Consider the following 22,311-nt stretch of genomic DNA (forward strand, 5'->3'; position numbering starts at 1 on the left):
CAAGACGACGGTAAGGAACTCGTGCGCTGGCGCGCTGCCGTGTCCGGCGAGCTGACCGGGTCCCGGGGGACCCTGGCACCTTTGCCCTTCGTGCCTCCCGGTCATGGGCCGGACGGCGGGCTTGGGCCTACGCGATGCCCGCACCCATGGTACCCGCGGCGCGAAGTCAATCCAGGGAGAAACCCGCCATGTTGGTCCATGTTTCCGGCCGACCGTGTCCAGGCGGAGCCGCCGCCGTTGGACGCGGAGGCGCGACCGTCCGGCGCGTCATCGCACGCGGCGCCGCGACCTTCTGCCGCGCCGCCGAATGAGAGGGCGCCGATGACCGAGCACCCCGCACCCGACGACAACCGCCTGCCCCACGCGGTGACACAGCTCGTGACCGTCTTCGAGCAGCTCGGGGCCGAGCACAAGGCCCTGGTCGACGAGGCCGAGAAGACCGCCGCGAAGGAGCGGCGCGGCACCGTGAACCGCATGGTCGACTGCATCGCTCAGGCCGGCTACACCCTGAACCACATCGTGAACATGCTGGCCACCGTCCACGGGCTGAGGGTCCTGGGGATCGACAGGCAGTTCTCCAAGGACGCCGACGGCCGCGACTACAGTCCGCTGAACAGCCTTGGGTACCCCGGCGAGACGCTCTACGAGGCTGCGGGCCACATCCAGGCGGTCGCCCACACCCTGGGCAAGGCGTACACGCCGACCCGGAAGCACCCTTCGCTGGCCAGGGCCCGATGTCCTCAGCAGATGCGAACCGTCCTGGCCAGCCTGCGGTCGGCCCTGGAATCGGTGTGCGCCGACCTCGCCGCCGACCAGGACGTGGAGGCGGTGGACGAGTACACCCCCACCCTGAAGTTCCTGAGCGAGCTGGAGGACCGTGTGTGCCGCACCGTGCCCGCTCAAGGCGCTTGGCCCAGCTCCGAGCACGTGCTGGTGAGTACCGAGCTGTGGCGCGGCCTGCTGGACGCCGGGATCGGACATGTCGAGCGCGACGTCGCGATGTGGCTCATGTGCCAGGCGGGCGAACAGCAGCAGCGGCCTACCGACAAGATCGCCGCGCAGCTCGACTATGACCAAAGCGAGGTCGACGAGGCACTGATGAAGTTGAAGGAGATCGGCATGTTGCGGGATGACGGGACCCTCCACGGTGTCCACTGCGGCCCGGTGCCGGCCTGACGCCACCCTGTGGTTCATGTGCCGCCCGGCCCGCACCACCGCGGTGGGGCCCGTGCAGCAGCAAGCCGCTCCGGAAGGCACGGGGGAAGCCTTCCGGAGCGGCTTTGCTCAGCGTACGGGCTCCGCGCCGGCCGGGGCCCGACTTTCAGTCAGTCGCTCGTGATCATCTCGTCCACCAGTCCCGCGAAGCTCTCCCGTCCGATCGCCGCCACGCCGTACATCGCGAGGAACACCGCGGCGTAGTGCGCCGACACCTGCCGCCCGTGCGCGGTGTCGACGTCCACGCCCCCGGTCGGGTGCCCGGCCGCCGTCGCCTCCAGGTATGCGACCAGCGCCATCCTCATCTCTTCCGGGGCCAGCGCCGCCAGCTCGTGCAGCCGCTGCTCCTGCTGCTGGGTGGAGAGCTCGACCCCGACCGCCGTGGCCATCCGCACCACGTTCTGCATGAACCCGCGTACGAGCATCCACGTCTCGGTTGCCACCGAGACGTGCGCCGCCATCCGCCGCTGGGCCTCCGCCACCTGCTCCGGCTGGCCCAGGCCGTAGCCGCCGACCAGCTGGGCCGTCACCTCCTTCGCCGCCTGGAGGGGATCGAGAGGCGCGGCCGCTGGCCGGCTTCCGAAGAACCCGAGCGCGTCCATCGTCATGAGCGCTTCGGCCTGGGACTGCGTCACCTGCTCGGCGGTGGCCATGGTGGCCTCCACCGTGTCCAGCCAGCGGCGCACGTTGGACCGGCTCAAGTGCGCCGCCTGCTGCCGAAGGCAGCGGATCGCGGCGGCGTGGACGACGGCCGCGAGCTTCTCCCCGACTAGGGGCTCCTCGCCGAACAGGCCGGTGAGTGATCCGGCGCTGAGCGCCCGCAGCGCGTCGGCGACGTCGCGCTCGATCCCGGCTGGGGCGACCCCGACGGGCCCGAACAGCTCCGGCAGCCGGGTGCCCGGGTCCTTCTCCTTCAGCTCCGCCGCGCCTTGACGCAGCAGCAGCCCCACCACGGGCACCGCCCGCTCCAGCGTGCCGCTGTCGGCCATCAGGTCTGCGTGAGCCCGCAGGACAGGGGCCTGTTCCGCCCGGAAGTAGCCGCGCAGCAGGCCCAGCACCGCCGTGTTGGCGGTGCGGAAGTCGGCCAAGTACGAGGGGTCGGCGTCAGTGGTCGTCACGCCGGTACAACGAATCGCCCGGTCGGCGGACACGCTGCGGCAGGCAGGCGCGCGACGCAGGGAACCCGCTGTCGTTCAACGGGCATGGAGATCACGGAGCTGCCCACGACCGCCGCGCCGGGCCTGGCCGAGAACGCCGAGGCCCTGGCGGACACCGCGTGCGCGCTGCACGACATCGCGGCCACCCCGGGCAGCTGGAGCGCGTCGGCGGCCGAGGACGCCGTCGAGGCGATCGAGATCACCGCGCTCGCCCTGGGAAGCGCGCACCCGGCCGCTGCCGCCGCGGTGCTCCCCCTTCTCCGGGACCTGACCCGGCTCCGCCAGACCCTGGCCCTTCCGCCGAGCGACCGGCCCGAACCGGTCCTCCAAAGCGAAGGCCAGACGGTCGCGCCGCCGGTCCCGATCACCCGGGGCCGCTCCCGCCGTGGCCTCGGCCCTGGGTACAAGGGGCTGCGCATTCCCGCGGGCCGTACCGTGCCGGAGGCGTGACCGCACCAGGGTGAACGACGGCTGTCACCGGACCGTTGACATTCGGGCTGCGTCGACCTCCAAGCGGACCGCTGCCAGGTCGGAGAGCAAGGCCACGGCGGCGTCGCGGGCCTGCGCCGCCTCCCGGGCGCGTTCGCCGGCGGGCTCCAGGGGCGGCTGCCCGTGCGGCGCGAGCCTGGTGCGCAGCGTCTCCAGATCGTCGAGCAGCTTCACGCCGTCGCCGTCGCCGTTCAGCCTGTTTTCCAGCGCGCGCAGGGAGTGGGAGGTGAGGAAGTCCTCGGCCAGCTGCGGCCAGGCTTCGGCGACATCGACCAGGCGCTGGACGGTCTGCCGGATGCGGGCCTGATGGGCTGCGCACCACGCCTCCACGGCCCGCTGCCGCGCGCGTTCGCGCCGCTGGGTGGGGACGTCGCGGTCGCGGCTGTGGGACTCGGCCGCCCGCTCCAAGCGGGTCGCCCTGGCCTCGGCGGCCTGCCGGTTCGCCATGCCCAGGCTGTCCGCGATCTTCTGCCACGACGCGCCGCGGTTACGAGCGCCGCGGATCAGGTCCCGCTCCAGCGCGTCTAGACGCGCGCGGGCCTCCTCGACCTGCGTCAGCGCCGCCAGGAGATCCTCCGCCGGCACCTCCGGCGCCTCCTCGCCCTCGCGCACGAAATACCCGAACGCCTGCGCCCGCACGTCCTGCATCACCCGGATCGGGTCCAGGTAGTTGCGGCCCTCCCCGTATCGCGCGCGGAGCAGTTCCTCCGCCGCATCCCGCGTCCGCTGCCGCTTCACGTGGTCGATCGCCATGGGCTCACCCTTCCACCCCGAACGCCGTGTCACCAAAACGTTGACAAGCTGCTGCGCAGCGGGGACGGCCCCGGCGGATCGGGCCCGCCCCTCCCATGTCACCGAATCGTTGACACCGGAATCCGGGTCAGATGCTGCGCCTGCGGACCGGACCCGTCTGCGCGAGTGGGAGCAGATCGAGACGGCCGTCCTCCAGGAGACGGAACCCGGGATGCGGCTGGTCCAGCCGGTAGGCGGCCGCCTCCTCGGCGGGGCACGCGACGGCCACGGCGCCCCGGTCCTCGGTGACCAGCACCAGCCTGCCGAAGGGGTCGTATGCCGCGCGGGCCGCGCCGCGTTCGTCGTCCCACAGCGCTTCCCGCAGCTGACGGTCCACCTCCTGGTGCTCCGTCTTGGGGCCGTACCAGGCCAGGGTCCGTACGTACTCGTCGAGCTGCGGATGCTCGGCGGCCGCCAGGCGCAGAGGCCAGCCGCCCAGGTCCCTGCCGACCGTCTGCACCGGGCCGGGCAGCATCTCGTCGTTCTCCGCCACCGCGGCGAGCAGTGCGGCGTGCCGCTCGCCGGGCAGGCCCTCCCGCCCGGCGAGCAGGACGGTGGCGCGGTGCAGACGGAGCCAGTGCCCCGCCGTGGAACCGCCCGACTCGGCAGCGAACCGGCGAAGTTCCTCCACCGTCGCCGGGTCCAGCTGCGGCACGCACCGCTGCACGACATCACGGGCTTCGTCGCCGTAGACGCGCTCGTAGTAGTCGTGAGCCAGGAGCACGGCGTTGGCCGTTGTGGTGGCGGCGTCTGCCACCGTGGCCGTGTCCCGGTCCTGCCCGGCCTCGGCGAGCTCGGCAGCCCAGGACCGGAGCACCTCGGTGTGCTTCAGGTGCGTCTCCAGCCCCATCGGGTCCCAGTCGACGACCACGGGACGCTCCCCGCCGGCGTACCGGGCGACCACCTCGGGGGTATGCGTGCCCTCCGGGTAAATCTCGACCTCCTCGCCCACCAGATGGGCCAGGTGCGACAAGCGCGCCGGGATCACGCTGGACCCCGCGAACAGCTCCCCGCGCGGCTTGCGCCACCGGTCGAGCAGGCGCGGGAGCGCGCCGGGCAGCAGGAAGGACACGTACATCAGGGACTGCGGATCGTCGCTGGACAAGGGGTTCGAGTTGCGCACCCCGAGCGCGAACACGAAGGTCCGGTACGCCTCTTCCCGGGTGAGCAGCCCGGCGGCCACCACCGATTCCATCACCCACTCGCCGTTGCCGGCCGACGTCGCGTGCATCGTGGCGTTCTCCATGACGGACAGCAGGCACACGATCCGCTCGGCGCCGTCGACACGGCCCCGCCAGATGCGGACGTGGAACAGGTGCGGGTCGCCCGGCGACTGCGTCCACATGCGCGGCACCTCGACCACCCGGTCCACGACGCGCGGCAGGGGCTCCGGGAGCGCGGGCCAGTCCACCCACATCGGTACCGGCAGCCGCCGCACTCCTCCGGCGTGCTCCGCGAGGGCCTGCCCGCGCTGCGCGGCGTACAGCCGCACCATGCCCGGCACCCATAGCGCGTTGCGGGCCTCCCCGGCGTGGTAGCGCGGCGCGGGCTCCTCGCCCCGGCGCAGCCGTCGGCCGACCTCCGTCGCGGAGATCCCCAGGACCCGGGCGACTTGGTTCGCGTTCCACAGTTCCTCGGTCCCGCCCGCTGCACCCGGCGACGTTCCGCGCATCCCCTACCTCCGAAGTCAGGTGAAAGTCATCGCAGGCTATCGGCGGGTGGTTACGCACGTAACCGAGTTGGCGAGTTCGGCGTCCAGGACCAGGTCGTGCGCCAGCTCAGCCGTACGTCGAGCGGCACAGATCAACGATGTTCTGCCCGACTGCCTGACCGGCAGCGCGAAGGCCCGGCAGTGTCACCGGAAAGTTGACACTGCCGGGCCTGTGGACCCCGGCGCCCGTGCGCCAGGAGATCAGTGGAGGTACTTGCTGGCCACCCAGCCCGTACGGCCGTCGAGCGGGCCGTTGAGCACGTAGACCCGCATCCACCCGGCCTTCTTGGCCTTGCACTTGACCTCGACGCCGTCGCCCTCGTGCAGGAGGCCGAGCGAGGAGTAGTTCGTTCCCGGGCCGGACCGGAGCTTGAGGTTGGTGGTGGGGTAGGTCCACCAGTAGCCGGCCGGGTACGTCTTCCCGCAGGCGGAGGTGCCGACGACGGACGCCTTGACCGGGGCGGCCTGGGCGGTGCCCACGAGCGCCGGCACCGTCAGCGTGGCTGCGACCAAGGCGGTGAGCAGTGCTTTACGCATGATCCCCCTAGTTCCATGATCATGTTTGGTCCCGGGCACCGTACCCACCGTCAGCCCCCGTTCCGCAAACGGGTTTTGACGTCGTGTTGACGCACCCCTCGAAGCCACAGAAGCCCCAGACGCCCCTGTGAGCGCACGGCAGCGCGTGCGGCGCGGAATCGGGCACGGAAGCCCTGAACGCGCCCCAGGGCCCGCGCCAGGCCCCTTCTCGGCCGCCTTGGGACCCGAGGAAGCCCCGCCACCTGCACCGATGCGGCGCCCTGCTTCTTCAGTCGCCGCGCGAAGCGCGTCCTTTCTACCCCTTCCACGGACCCGCACCCGGCAACGGCGGGTCGGGGGAGCACGGATGAGAAGCCGAGCGGATGGGTGGGGCGGGGCCTGCCCGGCCCGTACGGCGCGGAGAGGGCCCGGGAACCGCAACCACGGCCCCGCCCCACCCATCCGCCCCTCTTTCGCGCGCCCGCGGCGCGCACTCTCACCTCTGGGGGATAATTAGTCCTCGCGCTCTTGAGGATCGCCCTGGGCTCCGCTCCGTGTGAGGGTGCCGCGCCGTGGGCGAGGGCCCGGCCCGGTGCCCACCGGTCCTGTCCGCTCCGCTCCGCACGGCGACGCCGCTACTACGTCGCGGGGGTTCGTCGCGGCACGTCAGCCCGGGTGTCCCGAGGGGGAGTGGGCCCAGTAGGGCCCACGGACCCGAGGGAGAGAAGCGGTCGCGGGGGACTCATTATCCCCGCGACCTCTGGCGAGGGCCGTACGGCGGGCACGCCGAAGGCCCGCCTCCCATGGATCGGGGAGACGGGCCTTCGGGCCGGGCGGTCAGGGACGGCCGGAGCTCTCGGGGCTGCTGGGCGAACCGGCCACGCGGCGCCGGCGGTGCTCGTCGAGCAGCTCGTCGATCTCCTGGTGGAGCTGGTCCTCGATGTGCTTCGGCCCGGTGGCCGCGTACGCCCTGGCCCACCGGGCGAGAGCCACCAGCGAGAGCTCCATCTGCGCGGTCGCCATGTGGTCGTAGCGGCTCATGACGCCAGCGCCGCGAACAGCGCGACGCACAGGACGGCGGCCGCCGCCACCGTGAGGTCGACGGCGACGCGGACCAGGCGGTGCTTGTCCCGCGCGATCCTGGACAGCGCGATCGTCTGCTCGGCCCGCCGGTCATGGGCCAGCTCCTCCACCAGGGCCTCCGGGGTCAGCGTCGCCCAGTGCAGGAACGAACCCCGGGTCGACTTCCCGAACCGGGAGCGGATCACCAGCAGCACCGTGACCATCGCCGCCGCGTTCAGCGTCACGCCCAGGCCGACCAGGGCCGCGACCAGGCCGGAGAGGTCCGCGTTCGGCAGCACCCCCAGCAGGATCGCGGCCATGACGCTGGACGCCGTGAGCATCGCGCCGGCCTTGCCGTCGTTGCGTGCGACCTCAGCGGCCGCGGCCGCCTGAGCCTTCTCCAGCGGATCGCCCGCGTTCCCCGTACGGCTCACGCTCGCCTGCATCGCATCCTCCTGCGGTTCGGGTTCCGAGTGAATGCCGGTCAGGGAGCCACCCCCTTCCAGCATTGGGAACAATACCAGTTTTCAACCCGACAGGAAACGGGCTGTTGGCTGCAACCAACAGGAGGCGTGGCCATGCGGCACCTCGTTGGCTCCAGCCAACGCCCGCAGACGGCGAAGGCCCGCGCCCCGATTCCGGGCGCGGGCCTTGAAGCGCAGGTACGTCAGTCGATCGGCGTGGGCACCGGGAGATGCCGGACGGTTGCGAGCGGCCGGTCCTCCTTCTCCAGCCGAGCGCCGTTCTTGTCGATTTCGAGGGCTCCGTACACGGCCGGTCCGACCCGGTAGGTCTGGACTCCGACGATGCGCCCCGCGGGCTCCAGCCACCCCTCCGCGAGGAGCGCGTTAACCGCCCGAGAGGTCGCCGAGGTGCTCATCTGGAGCCTCCCGCCGATCGCGGAAGCCGACTCCTCGACGCGGTGACCCAGGGGAGCCCCGCTGGCGACGTACATCAGGATCTTGGTCGCGGCAGGAGGCAGGGCACCGGACTTGCACAGCAGCTCGTGGAGCTGTTCGCGGTCCAGCCAGTGCTCGACGTCGAACTGCTCAGCCGGCGAGCTCATCACTTGCCCTCCTTTGAAGGCCGCGACTTGGAAGCGGACTCCGGCGTAGGTGCCGGGATTACAGGATGCCTCATATCCGCCACCGCCTTCACCTGGTCCTCGGCCGATCCGTCGTAACCGAATCGCCCGTTCAGCCGGTAGAGCTGCACCCTGGCCATGGTTCCGGCCTCCAGCAGGAAGCCGCCCGCGTGGAGCTTCTTGATCGACTTCGAGACCTGCCGGGGGTTCATCCCGAGTTCCTGGCCGATCTCGTCGAAGGTCTTCTCCAACCGTGCGGCCTTCTCGCCCGAGTTGAAGATGTAGTAGCCCAGAACGTCCCGGTCGTTGCGGTCGTACCCGGAGTCCTTCCGCCAGACCGCCGCCCCCATCTCCTTGGAGACGTTCATGTGGCGGCCACGCCAGCTGTACCGGACCGGGGCCTTCTTGGGTTGCTCGTCCTCAAAGCCCGGCAGCATGTCGACGTGCATCATCTCGCCAGTCTCGCGAACCACTCCGGTGCGCCTTGCCATAGCCTCCCACCTCGGGTTTTCCCATGTACGGGAACCAGTGGGCGCCACCTTACACACCCTTCCCGGAATCGGGAAACGCCCCCCGGGGAGCCCGGCGTGTCGAGGCTGGCCCGACCGTTTCCCGATATCGGGAAGGGTGGTGCAGATACTTACATTCGTCTGTCGGGAAACGTACAGATCAAAACGCTCTGACCTGCGGAAACGATCTTCGCCTCTAACTACGTAGTAGACGTCCGTGGGCGACGTGCGGCACGGAGGCGCCTTCGGCGCGTTCACCCGCACCGGCCCGTCGGACAGCGTCCCCGTTGACGGGGGCCTGGGCGAGGAGGCGGCTCCGCCGCGCACCGAAAAGCAGCGCGATCCCGTCCAACTCCCTTCCTGCCAGCCGCTTCTCAGTACCAGGGCACCAGGGTTCGACGGGTGGCGGGCGGCCACGTAATCCGCCCAGGGATGCCGTGCCCCGGTCCTGCTGCACCTGTTCGACGACGTGAAGTTCCTCCGGCCCCGATGTCCACCTCAGCCCGTGACCGGAACCCCGACCGGACCGAGGGCAGTGTTCAACCTCAGCCGATGCCGGCACCACAACGGCGGCCGACCACCAATTCCGGGGGCAACTGCCCAGGGAGGGCCCCCTGGGCCCGAGCGGTCAAGCGCGCAGGTCGCGGAGCGCAGCGGAGTGGCCGAGCACTTGAGGGCAGGCGGCAGTGGCTGGTCCAGCGCAGCCGAAAGGCGCTGGTGGGGGGTCCGGGGGGAGGCGCCCCCCGGCGATGGGCGGTCCAGCGCGCCCTGGGCGCTGGCGAGGGGTCTGGGGGCGAGGAGCCCCCAGTACCGGCCCGTTCGGGCCGGTGCACCACGGCATCCCTGGGCGGTTTACGTGGCGGCCCGCCACCCGACTGCGGGTTGTGGGGGGTTCCCAAAAGCGGCTGGCTACGGGAGGGGGTGGGTGGTGTTGGCGGAGGACTCCGGCGGGCGGGCCGAGGTCGGGCTGATCGCCGTACCGCCCCCGTCACCGATGCGGCAGCGTGAGCGGACCGGTCTGCCCGGCCGGAGCGGAGGGGGAGCAGCTGCTGCCGCGGTGTGGCCGGCGCCGTGAGGCCGCTCCGCTTGGTGCGGGTGTGTGGGGGTTGCTCGTTCGACTGAGGCTGATGGATCTGGTCGGCGCGTGCGCCGTTGATCGCGGCGAAGCCGCCTGTCCTGGCCCGGCCGCACGATCGGGTGAGGTTCCAGGCGGGCCTGGGTGGGCGGAACGCGCCGAAGGCGCCTGGTGCGGAACATGACTCGGCCCCCGTGAGGAGGTTCCTCCGGGGGCCGAGTGGCGCGGTTCAGCTGGTGTGGGCGGGTTCCTTCTGGACGAGCACCGTCCTGCACCGGGTGCACAGCCCGTCGAAGCCGACGGCCGGGCGGTCCCAGGGACAGCCGGTTCGGTCGTGGCCGGGGCAGCGGTCACCCTGCCAATGGGCCTGAGCTGGGATGCCGACCTCGGGCACCGGGTCGGGGCGATCGGCAGGTGCAGCAAGAGCCACTTGTTCGACGCCACGTTCGCGGAGCCGCTTCTGTTCGCGGGCGAAGCCGTCGGCAGCGACCCGGGCGGCGAGGGCCTGGCCCAGCGCGTCGGCGCCCTGGGCGGCCGCTGCCTTGCGGGCCTGCTCGACGCCCTCGGTCACGTACGTGAAGAACGCGGCCGCGGCCTGGTCGTCACCGGCGCTCAGTGCGCGGTGGTCGGCCAGGGCCTGCTCGACGAAGTCGGCCGCGTCGCGCTCGGTCGAGGCGATGGCCCGGGTGCAGTCCTCGCACGGCTGGCCGGCGGTGCCGCGGTCGAGCTGGCAGTGCGGGCAGGCCCGGCGGCGAGCTTCGGCTTCCTTCTCCGCGGCCGCAGCCTTCCGCTCGCGCTCCCGGTCGGCCCGGTAGTTCTTCTCCCGCTCGATGCAGGCCCGGCACGGGGCGCCGTCGTCGAGCTCGCCGTCCTCGCACCGAGGATCGGGGCACGGGCCTGGCTTGAGCATGGCGACGGTCGCACCGACCGGGCTGGTCAGCCTGCCTGCCGCGTGATGCTTGGTGTAGCCGTGCGTCACCCAGCGGCGGGCGACCCGGGCGCCGAGTCTGCGGGCCTGGTCGAGACCGCCCCCGGCCAGCTGCTCCTCGATCGCCTTGATCACAGTCTTGGGCCGGTCCGTGCGGGCCTTGCTGACCAGGGCCTCCCGCAAAGCGTCGGGGAACGCCTCCAGGACCAGCTGGACCTCCGGGGTGACCAGGACTTCCCTGCCCGAGCGAGCCGACTTCCCGTTCGGCGCCTCGGCGCCGCTGGCCGCGGCGGAGCCGCTCGACGTCCCGCGCGCGCTACTACCGGTAGAGGGCCTGCGGCCGTTACCAGCGCTTCGCGCCGAAGGCGCCCCGGGGAGGTTTGAGTGGGGAGGTTCAGGTGGGGAGGTTTGGGGGTCTGTCAATCCCCCCTGCTGGGACTGAGAGTCCCCCCTGACGGGACTCTCAGTCCCCCCTGACGGAGGCGAGGGAGTGGCGCTGTCGAGGGGGGACTCTGTGTCCCCTCTCTGGCCGGCCGCGACCTTCTTCGGACGGGGTTTTCCCTTGTCAGAGCGCTGTGTGCGGCTCGGTGCGGGTGCGATGTCCGGGCGGTTCTCGGGGGTGAGCGGGCCGCGGCCGCGCCGCCGCCGGGACTCGTTGATCTCGTCCGCGTCGGGGAACCAGCTGAACGGGATGAGCAGGTCGTAGACCGTCGGCCGGTAGCGCTGCTCGATGTACTGGGCGGCCCGCTGGTCGCCTCGGCCGATCAGCTTGCGCTCGACCAGCTTCTTGAGCTTGCGCTGCACCGTCTTCTCGTCGCACAGGGCGTCCTTGGCCAGGGTGGCCTTCGACGGGAATGCGTCGCATCCGTCGTCGTCGGCGCGCTCGGCGAGCGAGATCAAGATCAGCTTTTCGGTTGTGTCGGCGACTGGGGCGGCCTTCATCGCCCAGAGCATCGGGGTCAGGCTCATCGGGCCTCACCCCGGGGGTGGGCGGCGAGCCGACGGCGAGCCGGATGAACGGGCGGGTGGTGCTGGAGTGGCACGAGTGCTTCCCTTGAGAGCGTTTTGGGGGAGCCTCGTTGGCCAGATAGTGGGCAAGCGGCGTGATCAACGTGCTGCTGCTGCACGACCGCGTCTATCCTGGCGCTGCCGGCGTGTGGGCAACACACCGGCACGAGGCCCCACCCGGTGGGTGTGGGCGTGCCCCCTTGGGGGCGAAGACTCTGGGCGAGTCGAACTTTGGTGGCCGTTCCGTTCGCGGGGCGGCCACCAGGCTTTTCAGGCGGGGGGAGCAGGACGGCGACTGCGGCCGAGACCGGTTGGTCGTTTCCGGCCGTTCAGCGCGGCGCTGCTCGAAGGTTGCTGCGGCGGTATCGCTCGAACCCGTACGCTCACGAAAGCGCACCTCCCCGTGACTAAAGGTGCGGCCGCGTCGCCGGGAGGCACCCCGGCTGCGGACCGGCAGGCCCCTTCGGGGGCCTGTTGCGTTTGGGGACGATGGGCATATCCCGGTCCCCGTGGATCTATCCGACCACACGCACCGTAATGGGTGTGTCGCTGGGTGCGTGAAGCCATTTGGCGTGGGTCACATCCCTGCGGAGGCCGCCGGGGCGACGGGCCAGCGGGCGGTGCGGTCGCGGCGGAGCTTGGTGACGAACTCGACGCGGTCCCCCGGGATGACCTGTACGGACACCTCGGCGGCCTGGCCGGTTCGGTGGGACGTGCCGACGGTGACCACCTCGAAGACCCACATGGCGGCGGGGATCTCCAGCTGCTTGGCCTCCTCGCGGGAGGACGGCCGGATCGTCGTCCGCTCCTCCCACTCCAGGGGGCCGTGCCCGGCTTCCTCGATCCGGTCGAGGTAGGTCCCGGGGGTGGCGTCCGGCTCGCCCAGCTGTGGTGTCTCCGCCAGGAGGTCGGGGTGAATCCACGCGTCGGTGATCTGGAACGGGCTTTGGCCGGCCGGGGAGGTGATCCACCGCTGGCGTACGGTCCGGGTGCCCGGGGCGATGCCGAGGCGCTCGGCGACCGGGGCCGGTGCGGGCATGGTCGAGGCGGCCGGTCGGCCGTGGGTGACCCACGGTTCATCCGGCGCGGAGGCTGCGGGGAAGACGTATCCCCGCGCGGGGTCCCGGCGCACGACGCTGCCCCGGGCCACCTGGCGACGCTCGCCGGGGTCGCGGACGACCAGGCCCTTCTTCTTGACCGGGCGTACGAGCCCCTCGGCTTGCAGCCGGTTCAGGGCCTCGCGGAGCGTTGCCCTGCTGGCCTTGTATCCGAGGGTGAGCTGGTCATAGCCGGGGAGTGTGCTCCCTGCGGGGAACTCCCCTGTGCTGATGCGCTCGCGTAGGTCATCAGCGATCTCTTCGTAGCGGGTCGCCACTTTGGCGGCTCCTTTCCTTCTGCCCCCTATGTATATCGCAACTGTTCCCCTCTGACGAGCCTTCCGGTCTGCATGAGTTCCGGAACTGTTGACATCTGGCGCGATGATCGGCAGGCTATGAGTGCTGGAACTGTTCGAGCCCCGCACGGGTCTCGGGCGGGGGCGGTGGATCGTCGTCCTGGCTCCGCGAACGCGGGCCGGCGCCGGAGATCCCTTGCCGAACCGGTGTAAGACTGGTATTGTTGTTCATGTTGGAAGGGGTTGGCCCCCCGACCGGCATCACCACTCGAAACCCGCAGAGAAAGGCGGCACTGCCGTGTCCGTTTCCGAAATCCCCGCACGCCCCTCGTACGGGGTCGCGCTGCACGCGCTGTCCACGCTGACCGGACAGCCGGAACACTTCTTCCTCGGCCGCCCGGAGGGCTCCAGCCGCACCCGCAGCGCGAACCTGGAGTTCGTCGCCATGCTGCTGCTGGACCTGGACGACACCGACGCCCTCACCGCCCGCCGCCGCACCACCCCCCGCCCGGAGCTGCTCGCCGTCGTCGACGAGCTGGAGCACGCCGAGGACGTCACCGCCGGCCCCGGCCTGGCCGACGACGACGAGTTCGCCGGGGGGTGGGCCGCGTGAAGATCGACGCCCGCACCATCGAGGCCGTCAACGCCTTCATCCGCCTGTTCCTCGTCCGCGTCGACGAGCTGCACCCCGGCCTGTTCGTCCTGGTCGTCCCGCTGTTCGTGATCGTCGTCGGCGCGGCCGCGGCCGCCGTCATCGTCGTCGCGGCCGCCGTCACCCTGGTCGCCGGAGCGATCGGTGTGATCCTCCTGGCCCGCCGCGGGATCGCCGCCGCCCACGCCTACAGCACCACCCCCAGGCCGGTGACGCAGTGAGGGCCCGCTGCACGCTCCCGCTGACCCGCGCCGCGCTGGACGCCCACCACCTGGCCGACCGCGACGAGGCCCACGAGCTGGGCAAGTGCACGCAGGTCCTGGCCTCCCAGAAGCCGACCGGAACCCCCGTACGAGCCGACGCCCCCCGCGCTCAGGAGATCGCCACCCGATGAGCATCACCGCACCACGCACCCAGACCGACCCCGAGACCGACGAGACCCCGATGATGTCCCGCACCGAGCGGCGCCAGGTCGGCCGAGCGGCCGCCCGGAAGGCCGGAGCCGAGGCCAAAGTCTCCGAGGTCGAGGCCGACAAGGCCGAACAGCTCGCCAGCCTCGACGTCGAGGAGCGCAGCCTCACCGTCGAGCAGAAGCGCGACAAGCTCAAGCAGCAGCGCCGCCAGGCGCAGCGTGCCGAGAAGGCGCGCATCCGCAAGGAAGCGGTGCAGAAGTGGAAGGGCCGCGGCAGGGCCGTCGTGCAGGTCCTGCCCGTGATCGTGGCCGTCGCCGCCGTCGCGGCGCTGATCGTCGCGTCCGTCTGGATCGCGTGGCCGGCCCAGGCCGAGGCCATGCGGGAGGACCTGGGAGAGCGGTCCTGGATCGTCCCGGGCGTGGTCGAGGGCCTGACGTGGACCTTCGCGGCCCTGACCATCCTGGCCGTTCGGCGCGGGGCGCCCGCGGGCCGGTACCGGGCAGGCACGGCCGTGTCCGCCCTGATCGCGGCCAGCCTCAACCTGTTCCACTCGCCCAGCGAGAGCGCGGGACAGGTCAACGCCCTGGCGTCGCTCGCCGGTGTGATCGCCTTCGAGGCCGTGGTCTCCCTGCTCCAGCACACCCAGAGCGGCCGTACCGCCGCCGAGGTCCGCGAGCAGCTCGCCCGGTGGATCGCCCACCCGCTGGTGTCGCTGACCGCCTGGCGCATCCGGGCGCCGTACCGCAAGAAGATCACGGTGCAGGCGGCATGGGATCAGGCGTGGGAGTCGCACCACGGCGGAACGCCGGGGACGACGGCCGCGCGGGTGCGCCGGCAGCGCCGGGCCGAGTTCCGCATGGAGCGGGCCCGGACCACGACCAGCCGCCGCCGGGTGCGCGAGCTGAAGCGTTCCGCGCAGGCCATCGCCGTCGAGGCGGAGGTCGCCGAGCGTTCCGCAGAACTCGCCCAGGCCCGCGCTGACGAGGCCCGCGCCCTGGCCGAGGAGTTCCGCAGCCGGGCCGTCAAGGAGGAGGAGAAGGCCGCCGCCCGGCTCAGTTCCCAGAAGTACCGCAGCCTGCCGTTCATCGGTGGCGAGTGGGTTCCCGTGACCGTTCCGGCCACCCGTTCCGGCGAGGCCGCGAAGCGTTCCGAGAACCCGGAAATTCAGTTCCCGCAAGGGGAGTCGGCCCCTTCGGCCCCGGCCGGGAACGGCTCGGAACGGGTTGAGCGGAACGCCTCCGCGCCGTCCGGGAACGCGGCCAAGACGGCCGGCGGGAACGGATCGGCGGACGGGTCGGAACGCGACCTGAGCGAGCACCTGAAGGCCGCGTTCCCGATCGCGCGGGAACTGGCGTACGCCGCCGCGAAGGACAAGCGCAAGCGGACCGGGAACGGCTTCTTCTCCCCGTACGTGCTCGCGGAACGCGTCGGCATCCGGCGCAAGGACGGCCCCGCACTCGTGGCCCTGCTGGAGGCCGAGCCCGGGTTCGCCGAGGCGATGGCCCAGGAGATCGAGAAGGCCCAGCGCGAGAACGCCCAGGACGACCAGAGCGACAAGACCGAGGAGATCAGCGCATGAGCGGAACGCCCCAGAAGTCCGGCAGCCTGCCGCCCCTGCTGATCCTGGCGGCCCCCGCCGGGATCACCACCCTGTGGGTCATGCCCATGCACTACGGGTGGGACGGCCGGGACACGGCCATCGCCGCGGCGGTCGTCTTCCTCGCGGTCCTGGCCCTGCCCCGGGTGCCGGGGGTCCTGGCCGGCGCGGCCAAGACGGCGGCCAGGGCCACGAAGCGCAAGGCCAAGAACAAGAAGGACGGCAAGGACGACAGCAAGAAGAAGTAGCCCGGCCCCCAGCCGGGGGCGGCGGATGGCACCGCCGCCCCCGACACCCCTCGAAACCCCCGCACCACGCAAGGAGTACGCACCCATGACCCAGCCCACCGACACCCCCGCCACCGGCGGCCAGGTCATCGACCTGATGGACCGGATGCCGCCGCAGCGGCGCGAGGCCCTGGAGAAGGCGGCCCGAGCCGAGGTCCAGAGCACCGCCTCCGGCATCGCCGACGCCAGCACCGGCACCGTCCAGCTCTCGGACGAGGTCGACGGCCAGGACCTGCCCGTGATCGAGCAGGTTGACGACGTCGCCCGCCGCCGCCTGCGCCTGCACCTGCCCGCCGCGCTGGTCAGCCGCGAGGTCTGGCAGCACCGCCGCGCCGTCCTGACGCACGCCGTCGGCTACCACGCCGCGCGCAGCCCCCTCTACCTCGGCCGTCTGGTCAAGCTGTCGTCCATCGGCCTGTGGACCGAGCTGGGCAGCGCGTGGAGCTACCTGTTCGTCACCGAGTACGGCGAGATGATCGCCGAGGCCCGCGCGCAGGCCAAGGCGAAGGGGTACGCCGACCACAGCGACGTCGCCCAGCTGCGGGCCGAGCGCCGCGCCATCGGCCAGGCCCGCCGCCGGGAGAACCTGACCGTTCTGTCCGCCACCGGCGTCACCTCCTACGTCGCCGTCGTCGTCGCCGTCGCCGAGGTCTGGGGCATGGCCATGGCCGCCCCGGCGCTGCTTCCGGTGGTCGGCGTGATGTACGCGTGCGGGCTGCGTGAGGTGCGGCGCCGGGCGGAGCCGTTCGCCATCTTCGAGCAGGCCGCCGCCGACGAGGACGCGCCGGTGTCGGACTCCACCATCAACGCCGCCCTGCGCAAGGTGAAGGTCCTCGGCGAGGACGAGGTGGCCGAGCTGGTCGGCCCGATCCGGGCCGTGACCATCAACGCGTGCGAGGCCACGCTCAAGCTGCCGTCCGGTGTCACCGCGCCGCGCGTGATCGCCGCCCGGGACGCCCTCGCGGAGGCCCTCAACGTCGAGGCGTCGTGGCTGGACGTGCGGCAGGCCGGTCACCCCAACCGGATCACGCTGTGGATCGCCACCTCCGACCCGTTCGCCGAGGCCCGCGTCTCCCCGCTGGTGGAGGCGCCGGAGCGTCAGGACGTGTGGAACCGGGGCATCCCGATCGGCTTCAACCGGCGCGGTGAGGTCGTCTACCTCAAGCTCAAGCACGTCATGGCCCTGCTGGGCGGTATGTCGCGCACGGGCAAGGGCATGTTGCTGCGGTCGATCATCTGTGGTCTCGGCCTGGACCCGCGGGTGAACATCCGCCTCGCGGCCGGGGCCAAGCCGGGCGAGCACATCGGCTACAGCAAGGTGTGCGCGACCTTCTTCGGCCGTCGGCCGGGGCGCCTGGACCTGGTGCTGGACGCGCTGCTGGTCGAGGCGTACCGCCGGGAGGAGTTCCTGGAGGACGAGGGCCGGGCCAAGCTCAGCGAGAAGGACCTGGAGCAGTTCCCGCTGGAGATCCTCATCATCGACGAGGGCCAGGAGTACACCCAGAACGCGGGTGCGCTCTCGGCCGACATCGTGGCGAAGATCGAGCGTCTGGCCGGGTTCGCCGCCGCGCTGAACATCGTGGTGCTGCTGGTCACCCAGGACCCCGACAAGAACACCGTCCCGCGCAAGTTCAAGTCCAACTCCGCGGTGCGGATCGCGACCAAGACCGGGTCCCCGACCCAGACGAACGCGATCCTCAAGGAGGGCGCGACCGGCAACGGCCTGCGGGCGCACGAGATCCCGTTCGAGCGCAAGGGCCTGACCATCGTCGACATCGACGGTGCCGCGGGCGAGCTGATCCGCTCGTACTTCATCGAGGACGAGGAGTACGACGGGGCCGCGCCGGTCATCGCCGCCGGCCGGGCGCTGCGGGAGAGCTGCGGCCGGGCCCCGGGGCAGTTCGAGGACCCGATCGAGGACTTCCTCCTGGAGGCCACCGGCCTGTCCTCCTCCGGGGGCGGCCCCGGCGGCCGGGGCAAGCCGGGACGGCCGGAGGTCTCCGCGGCCGAGGTGACCGTGCTCGACGTGCTGCTGGGCGCCTTCCCGCCGGGAGTCGACCGGGTGCCGCTGGACGACGTGCGGACCGCTCTCGGCGACTGGGATCAGCAGTGGGCCCCGCGGCCCGAGGAGGAGGCCGCCGCCTACGCCGGGCGGATCGGCAAGGCCCTGGGCGACGCGCTCGCCGAGGAGCTGGCAGGCACCGACGTGACGCTGGAGCCCACCCGGTGGCGCGACGGCGGAAACCGGGTCCGCGGCTACCTCAAGGCCGACGTCGAAGCGGCCTACGAGGCCGCCCGGAAGATCCGCAAATGACCCCTGGGCCGGGTCCTGGCCCAGCGGGCATCACCGCAGGTCAGAGCCTGGCCCGACCGTAGGACACCCGTCGGCGGCCCTGGGACACGTCCCAGGGCCGCCGGGCCCCGGGACAGGGCTGTCCACCCCTCCCACCTGCGGTTATGTGCCCTGTCCCAGGCCGTGACCATGCCCCAAACCCGCCTAAAACGATCTTCCCCCGAGGAGTCCCCCCGATCATGAACCGGCCCGCCCGCGCCGATGCCCAGCCCGTCTACACCATCACCCAGCACCGCCCGGCCGACGTGATCGCCGTATCCCCCGGAGCGGCTCCCGTCGCACCGCCCGCGCCGCCCACGGCGGGCGTCGAGCTCGTCACCCTGCCCGGCGGCGAACAGCGCTGGGCCTACGTCCAGCCCGGCCCCCTCCCGGTGCCCGCCGGCCCCGCCCGCCAGCCGGTCCCGGCCTGGGCGAAGACCGCCGCCCTGCTGATGTGGTCGGCCGCCGGAAGCGCCGCCCTCGCCGGGTGGGGCCTCTCACTGGCCGGTCCCTGGCTGGAGGCCCTGGCCTGGGCCCTGGTGGCGTTCGCCGCCGCCGTGACCGTCGTCGCCTTCGTGGTGCGCGGCCTGTTCTCCGGCCTCCGCCGCCGCGGGGGAGGCGGAGGCAACCGGGCCGAGGCCACCGCCACCGCGACCGGCCGGACCGTCCTCGGCGGCAAGGTCACCGCCACCGCAACCGCCATCGCCCGCAGCGAGTAAGGAGAAACCCTTGACCGCCACCCTCACGGTCGCCATCCGCGGCCCGCTCCAGATCAACGGCACCGCCGTGCGGTGCCCCGGCCGGGACCGGGCTCCGGCCCCCTTCCGGCTGAGCCTCATGGTGTCCGGCAACGACGTCATGGCCTCCTGCGGCCAGAAGCACCGGGGCGCGGACGGAGGGCGCAAGGCCAGCTGCTTCTTCGCCGTCGAGCAGCTCACCCCCGCCATGGTCCGGCTCATCGCCGACAAGGCCCAGCCCAACCGGGCCTTCCGCGTGACCCTGCCCGGCGGCAAGGTCATCGAGGGCAAGCGCGGCCCCGCCGCCCAGCCCGCCCCGGCGGGCAAGGGCGGGACCGCCGCCGAGTCCTTCGCCGCGAAGAAGGCGGCCGCCCGCGGCGGCAAGGCGGCACCGGCCCGTCGGAGCGGCGGCGGGACGCTGGCCGCCGCACTCAACGCCGTCACGGCCGTGGCCGGCACCGCGACCGCGGCCGCCAACGCGGTCGGAGCCGGGGCCAACGCCATCGGCAAGGGGTTCGACATGGGGCGCGAAGGGTTCCGCACCGGACAGACCGCCATCAAGGCCGTCGACAGCGCAGGCGCCCGCCGCTTCGCCCGGGACAACGCCAGCTCCGGCGGAGACGACGGAGACGGCCAGACCGACGGCGAGTGACCGCCCCCCCGGGGGCCCTGACCGGGGCGCCCCGGGGCCCACCCCTTGCGCAGTCGGTTCAAAGCTAGTATTGTTCTTTGTGTTGGAAGGGGTTGGCACCCCGACCGACACCACCACTCGAAACCCGACCTCGGAGGCATCCGTGCGCCGCTTCTCCAAGACCCGCCGCTGCACGCACTGCGACACGTACAACCACGCGCTCCGTCTGACCTGCATGGTCTGCCTGCTGCCGATGCCCGGCGTCACCCGCCTCCAGGCCCGCGCCGCCGGGATCGTGCGGCGAGCCGCCGGCCTGGCCGACACGATCGGCCGCGCGGCGTTCATCGGGCTTGCCGCCGTCGCCCTCGTGCGGCGCGGCGCCGAGGTCGGCCTGGCCGACCTGGTCCCGGCCCTGGCCGCCTACGGCCTCGCCCAGATCACCGTGCACCTCCTGGACGACACGGCCGAGTGGATCGCGCCCGGCCCGACCTGGCAGGAGGCGGCCGAGGCCCTGCACGAGACCGAGAAGAAGCTGGCCACGAGCGAGGACCGGGCCGCCGCCGTCGACGAGCTCAACCGGTACGGCGGGGTGTTCCCGGTCATCGGCATCCTGCGCGCGCTCGCGCTGCGCAGCCGGGCCGAGAAGGAAGCGGCCGAGGCCGCCGGTGACACCCAGGAGGCCCTCGCCCAGGAGCGGATGGCGGAGGCGCTGACGGCCGCCGCCCGCGAGATGGACGCCGACGTGGAACGCGCCTGGTCCTGACGGCTGCCCGCGGTCCCGGCGCCCGCCGCCGGGGCCAAGGGGAGCCGGACAGGCCGTCCAGTTCCGCATCCAGCGACCCGAGGAGACACCGCCCCATGGCGAAGTACGTCGTCACCGCCACCTCCCGCACCGGCCAGAAGGTCAACGCCGTCACCGGCGGCCCGAGCGACCAGAAGGCGATCTACAGCGACCAGGAGCTGCGCGAGTTCCAGGCGGCCGCCGCCGCCGACCCGCGCGATCTGGAGGTCACGGTCCGCCCCCTGGACTGACCACGCCCAGCCCCACCGGGGCGGCGGATGGCACCGCCGCCCCGGCCCCCTCGAAACCCGACACGAAGAAGGGCATCACCCCGTGATCCGCGTCATCTCCTTCGGCTACGGCCACGGCGAGCCCCCGGCCGCCGAAGTCACCTACGACCTGCGCGACCTGCTGCGCAACCCCTTCCACGACCCCGAGCTGAAGCACCTCACCGGCCTGGACCCGGCCGTGTACGAGCACGTCATGGACACCCCGGGCGCCGAGCCCCTCGCCCAGGCCGCCGCCTACCTCGCGGTCGGCCTCAACGAGACCACCGGCGCAGACATCACCGTCGCCTTCGGGTGCGTCGGCGGTCGGCACCGCTCGGTCGGCCTGGCCCGCCGCGTCGGGGAGATCACCCAGCTCACCAACCGGCCCGTCACCGTCGAGCACCGCGACGTCGACAAGCCCCTGCTGCCGCCCGGCGCCCACCGCGCACGGACCGCCTGACCGCCCCACTCAGCCAGATACGGAGAAAGAACCCATGATCTTCCGCAGGAACCGGCCCACGGCGACCCAGACCCCGACCGGCACCGTCTACGGCACCCTTCCGCAGCGCCCGGAGCCCCCGCGCGTCGAGTACATCGGCATCACCCTTGCCGAGATGGAGACGCTGGAGCGCATCCTTCTGCACGCCGAGGAGTGCGTCCGCCGCGCCCGCCCGGACCTGGGCTACAGCAGCCGCACCAGCGACCTGATCGCCCGCCTCTACCAGAGCGCCGGCGCCGCCTCCGTCACCCAGCCCGACCCCGACCTGGTCCGCATCCCGGTCCAGAAGGGCGACTTCATGTGGCTGGAGTTCGCGATCCGCGACATCGAGATGTACCGCGGCGACCCCCAGACGGCCCGCGACGCCCGCCATCTCCTCAACCGCTGCAACGCCCTGCTCGGCCAGGCCCGCGCCGTGATCCACATGGGCGGCACCCCCGTCTTCGACCCCGACGCAGCGGCCCCCGAACTGCCCGCCCGCTGACCAGTCCCACCAGGGCGGCCGCCGCCGCGGCCGCCCCCTTCGGAGAGGACGCCGACATGCCCCGCTCGACCGCGCGGACCTGGGCCGCCGCCCGGACCCTGTCCGACCTCGGCGAGCTCACCGCGCAGTGGCTGGAGGGTTCCCTGGCGACCCTGCCCGGAGGCGCCTACCGCGGAGGCCCCGACGAGGAGACCGGCCCCCTGGTGCCCGTGCTCGCCGCCCTGAACCGGTCCGGCTTCGTCACCCTCCAGTCCCAGCCCGGATGCGACGGGCCCGCCTTCGACGGCCGCCGCTGGCAACAGCGCGCCGCCGTCATGTGCCTGACCGACGCCGCCGGCCTCCAGCAGCTCACCCGCACCGCCAGGGGCGCGGGCCTGCTGCTGGCCGCCCACCGCGCCGACCGCCCCGGACCGGTGCGCGACATCCTCGTCACCACCTGGGGCGGGAACGGGCACACCGGCTTCGGCGGCCGCCTGCGCAAGTCGCACATCCGGCGCGAGTACGCCGGATGTCACCGCGACGCCGTGCGAGCAGCCCAGGACGCTCATCAGGTCACCCTCGTCGATCCCTGCTGGGGCCGCGACACCCTGCTGTGGCCCGAGCTGAGCAAGCTGCTCGCCACCGTGCCGAACTGACGCTGAGCGCCCCCGGATTCGCGCCCGACCCGTTGCGAATCAGGTTCAAAGCTGG

Annotated in this window: 25 protein-coding genes; 15 read left to right on the forward strand and 10 right to left on the reverse strand. The window is 72.3% G+C overall.

Translation table 11 applies throughout. From position 1 onward, the window contains the following. Positions 1–321 precede the first annotated feature (321 nt). Complete coding sequence (locus tag AB0937_RS34225; RefSeq protein WP_164347885.1) at positions 322–1,176, forward strand: hypothetical protein; 855 nt, start codon at positions 322–324, stop codon at positions 1,174–1,176. 149 nt (positions 1,177–1,325) lie between these two features. On the opposite strand, the gene AB0937_RS34230 is transcribed toward AB0937_RS34225, so the two are convergent. After that, positions 1,326–2,333 (reverse strand): hypothetical protein, encoded by a 1,008-nt coding sequence (locus AB0937_RS34230; RefSeq protein WP_366717406.1) that lies wholly within the window; start codon positions 2,331–2,333, stop codon positions 1,326–1,328. Between the two features lie 84 nt (positions 2,334–2,417). Between AB0937_RS34230 and AB0937_RS34235 the strand changes: the two genes are divergently transcribed. Further along, a complete protein-coding gene (locus tag AB0937_RS34235; RefSeq protein ID WP_366717408.1) occupies positions 2,418–2,822 on the forward strand; it encodes a hypothetical protein in 405 nt (134 codons plus the stop codon). A 24-nt stretch (positions 2,823–2,846) separates the two neighbouring features. Here the strand turns inward: AB0937_RS34235 and AB0937_RS34240 are convergent, their stop codons facing one another. From AB0937_RS34240 to AB0937_RS34280, 9 genes are all read right to left on the reverse strand, one after another. Further along, complete coding sequence (locus AB0937_RS34240) at positions 2,847–3,614, reverse strand: hypothetical protein (protein WP_366717410.1); 768 nt, start codon at positions 3,612–3,614, stop codon at positions 2,847–2,849. 127 nt (positions 3,615–3,741) lie between these two features. Next, positions 3,742–5,325, reverse strand: coding sequence for a hypothetical protein (locus AB0937_RS34245; RefSeq protein WP_366717412.1), 1,584 nt, complete (start codon positions 5,323–5,325; stop codon positions 3,742–3,744). A 240-nt stretch (positions 5,326–5,565) separates the two neighbouring features. Further along, entirely contained in the window at positions 5,566–5,901 is a 336-nt protein-coding gene (locus AB0937_RS34250) for an SH3 domain-containing protein (RefSeq protein WP_366717414.1), read from the reverse strand. Positions 5,902–6,717: 816 nt separating this feature from the next. After that, complete coding sequence (locus AB0937_RS34255; protein WP_366717416.1) at positions 6,718–6,921, reverse strand: hypothetical protein; 204 nt, start codon at positions 6,919–6,921, stop codon at positions 6,718–6,720. Next, positions 6,918–7,388 carry a Pycsar system effector family protein gene (locus tag AB0937_RS34260; RefSeq protein WP_366717418.1) on the reverse strand — a complete coding sequence of 157 codons (471 nt, stop codon included), beginning with the start codon at positions 7,386–7,388 and terminating at the stop codon, positions 6,918–6,920. Before AB0937_RS34260 ends, AB0937_RS34255 begins: the two co-directional genes overlap by 4 nt. 221 nt (positions 7,389–7,609) lie before the next feature. Beyond that, positions 7,610–8,008 carry a helix-turn-helix domain-containing protein gene (locus AB0937_RS34265; protein ID WP_330269935.1) on the reverse strand — a complete coding sequence of 133 codons (399 nt, stop codon included), beginning with the start codon at positions 8,006–8,008 and terminating at the stop codon, positions 7,610–7,612. Continuing rightward, on the reverse strand, positions 8,008–8,478 hold the full coding sequence (locus AB0937_RS34270) for a transcriptional regulator (protein WP_366717421.1): 471 nt from the start codon (positions 8,476–8,478) through the stop codon (positions 8,008–8,010). Before AB0937_RS34270 ends, AB0937_RS34265 begins: the two co-directional genes overlap by 1 nt. A gap of 1,361 nt (positions 8,479–9,839) precedes the next feature. Then, positions 9,840–11,507 (reverse strand): helix-turn-helix domain-containing protein, encoded by a 1,668-nt coding sequence (locus AB0937_RS34275; protein ID WP_366717422.1) that lies wholly within the window; start codon positions 11,505–11,507, stop codon positions 9,840–9,842. A 616-nt stretch (positions 11,508–12,123) separates the two neighbouring features. Further along, a complete protein-coding gene (locus tag AB0937_RS34280) occupies positions 12,124–12,921 on the reverse strand; it encodes a GntR family transcriptional regulator (RefSeq protein WP_366717424.1) in 798 nt (265 codons plus the stop codon). Between the two features lie 316 nt (positions 12,922–13,237). On the opposite strand from AB0937_RS34280, the gene AB0937_RS34285 reads away from it, so the two are divergent. From AB0937_RS34285 to AB0937_RS34345, 13 genes are all read left to right on the forward strand, one after another. Further along, complete coding sequence (locus AB0937_RS34285) at positions 13,238–13,552, forward strand: hypothetical protein (protein ID WP_164343977.1); 315 nt, start codon at positions 13,238–13,240, stop codon at positions 13,550–13,552. Beyond that, positions 13,549–13,812, forward strand: coding sequence for a hypothetical protein (locus AB0937_RS34290; RefSeq protein WP_330269929.1), 264 nt, complete (start codon positions 13,549–13,551; stop codon positions 13,810–13,812). The genes AB0937_RS34285 and AB0937_RS34290 overlap by 4 nt, the downstream gene beginning before the upstream one ends. After that, positions 13,809–13,985 (forward strand): hypothetical protein, encoded by a 177-nt coding sequence (locus AB0937_RS34295; protein WP_203609654.1) that lies wholly within the window; start codon positions 13,809–13,811, stop codon positions 13,983–13,985. The genes AB0937_RS34290 and AB0937_RS34295 overlap by 4 nt, the downstream gene beginning before the upstream one ends. Next, positions 13,982–15,583 (forward strand): DUF2637 domain-containing protein, encoded by a 1,602-nt coding sequence (locus AB0937_RS34300; protein WP_366717427.1) that lies wholly within the window; start codon positions 13,982–13,984, stop codon positions 15,581–15,583. Before AB0937_RS34295 ends, AB0937_RS34300 begins: the two co-directional genes overlap by 4 nt. Further along, positions 15,580–15,849 (forward strand): hypothetical protein, encoded by a 270-nt coding sequence (locus AB0937_RS34305; RefSeq protein WP_366717429.1) that lies wholly within the window; start codon positions 15,580–15,582, stop codon positions 15,847–15,849. The genes AB0937_RS34300 and AB0937_RS34305 overlap by 4 nt, the downstream gene beginning before the upstream one ends. Positions 15,850–15,934: 85 nt before the next feature. After that, a complete protein-coding gene (locus AB0937_RS34310; RefSeq protein WP_366717431.1) occupies positions 15,935–18,202 on the forward strand; it encodes a hypothetical protein in 2,268 nt (755 codons plus the stop codon). Positions 18,203–18,420: 218 nt separating this feature from the next. Further along, positions 18,421–18,939: a hypothetical protein gene (locus AB0937_RS34315; RefSeq protein ID WP_164343987.1), complete on the forward strand. Its 519-nt coding sequence runs from the start codon at positions 18,421–18,423 to the stop codon at positions 18,937–18,939. Between the two features lie 10 nt (positions 18,940–18,949). Next, a complete protein-coding gene (locus AB0937_RS34320; RefSeq protein ID WP_330269924.1) occupies positions 18,950–19,609 on the forward strand; it encodes a hypothetical protein in 660 nt (219 codons plus the stop codon). A gap of 142 nt (positions 19,610–19,751) precedes the next feature. Continuing rightward, the gene (locus tag AB0937_RS34325) at positions 19,752–20,351 is read left to right on the forward strand and encodes a hypothetical protein (protein WP_366717434.1); all 600 of its coding nucleotides are present in this window, start codon (positions 19,752–19,754) and stop codon (positions 20,349–20,351) included. 95 nt (positions 20,352–20,446) lie between these two features. Further along, positions 20,447–20,620, forward strand: coding sequence for a hypothetical protein (locus tag AB0937_RS34330; protein WP_366717435.1), 174 nt, complete (start codon positions 20,447–20,449; stop codon positions 20,618–20,620). After that, the gene (locus AB0937_RS34335; protein WP_366717468.1) at positions 20,589–21,098 is read left to right on the forward strand and encodes an RNase adapter RapZ; all 510 of its coding nucleotides are present in this window, start codon (positions 20,589–20,591) and stop codon (positions 21,096–21,098) included. The genes AB0937_RS34330 and AB0937_RS34335 overlap by 32 nt, the downstream gene beginning before the upstream one ends. A 34-nt stretch (positions 21,099–21,132) precedes the next feature. After that, the gene (locus tag AB0937_RS34340; protein WP_366717437.1) at positions 21,133–21,621 is read left to right on the forward strand and encodes a hypothetical protein; all 489 of its coding nucleotides are present in this window, start codon (positions 21,133–21,135) and stop codon (positions 21,619–21,621) included. 56 nt (positions 21,622–21,677) lie between these two features. Continuing rightward, positions 21,678–22,256, forward strand: a complete 579-nt coding sequence (locus AB0937_RS34345) for a hypothetical protein (protein ID WP_366717439.1) — start codon at positions 21,678–21,680, stop codon at positions 22,254–22,256. Positions 22,257–22,311 lie beyond the last annotated feature (55 nt).

It is taken from the genome of Streptomyces sp. NPDC047880 (genome assembly GCF_040706515.1).
Taxonomy (GTDB): Bacteria; Actinomycetota; Actinomycetes; order Streptomycetales; family Streptomycetaceae; genus Streptomyces.

Bases quoted from the DNA above. Each gene is read 5' to 3' on its own strand.
- AB0937_RS34305 (WP_366717429.1), top strand. From the start codon at position 15,580: ATGAGCGGAACGCCCCAGAAGTCCGGCAGCCTGCCGCCCCTGCTGATC.
- AB0937_RS34250 (WP_366717414.1), bottom strand. From the start codon at position 5,901: ATGCGTAAAGCACTGCTCACCGCCTTGGTCGCAGCCACGCTGACGGTG.
- AB0937_RS34300 (WP_366717427.1), top strand. From the start codon at position 13,982: ATGAGCATCACCGCACCACGCACCCAGACCGACCCCGAGACCGACGAG.
- AB0937_RS34310 (WP_366717431.1), top strand. From the start codon at position 15,935: ATGACCCAGCCCACCGACACCCCCGCCACCGGCGGCCAGGTCATCGAC.
- AB0937_RS34275 (WP_366717422.1), bottom strand. From the start codon at position 11,507: ATGAGCCTGACCCCGATGCTCTGGGCGATGAAGGCCGCCCCAGTCGCC.
- AB0937_RS34330 (WP_366717435.1), top strand. From the start codon at position 20,447: ATGGCGAAGTACGTCGTCACCGCCACCTCCCGCACCGGCCAGAAGGTC.
- AB0937_RS34315 (WP_164343987.1), top strand. From the start codon at position 18,421: ATGAACCGGCCCGCCCGCGCCGATGCCCAGCCCGTCTACACCATCACC.
- AB0937_RS34345 (WP_366717439.1), top strand. From the start codon at position 21,678: ATGCCCCGCTCGACCGCGCGGACCTGGGCCGCCGCCCGGACCCTGTCC.
- AB0937_RS34260 (WP_366717418.1), bottom strand. From the start codon at position 7,388: ATGCAGGCGAGCGTGAGCCGTACGGGGAACGCGGGCGATCCGCTGGAG.
- AB0937_RS34265 (WP_330269935.1), bottom strand. From the start codon at position 8,008: ATGAGCTCGCCGGCTGAGCAGTTCGACGTCGAGCACTGGCTGGACCGC.
- AB0937_RS34235 (WP_366717408.1), top strand. From the start codon at position 2,418: ATGGAGATCACGGAGCTGCCCACGACCGCCGCGCCGGGCCTGGCCGAG.
- AB0937_RS34245 (WP_366717412.1), bottom strand. From the start codon at position 5,325: ATGCGCGGAACGTCGCCGGGTGCAGCGGGCGGGACCGAGGAACTGTGG.
- AB0937_RS34240 (WP_366717410.1), bottom strand. From the start codon at position 3,614: ATGGCGATCGACCACGTGAAGCGGCAGCGGACGCGGGATGCGGCGGAG.
- AB0937_RS34270 (WP_366717421.1), bottom strand. From the start codon at position 8,478: ATGATGCACGTCGACATGCTGCCGGGCTTTGAGGACGAGCAACCCAAG.
- AB0937_RS34255 (WP_366717416.1), bottom strand. From the start codon at position 6,921: ATGAGCCGCTACGACCACATGGCGACCGCGCAGATGGAGCTCTCGCTG.
- AB0937_RS34340 (WP_366717437.1), top strand. From the start codon at position 21,133: ATGATCTTCCGCAGGAACCGGCCCACGGCGACCCAGACCCCGACCGGC.
- AB0937_RS34225 (WP_164347885.1), top strand. From the start codon at position 322: ATGACCGAGCACCCCGCACCCGACGACAACCGCCTGCCCCACGCGGTG.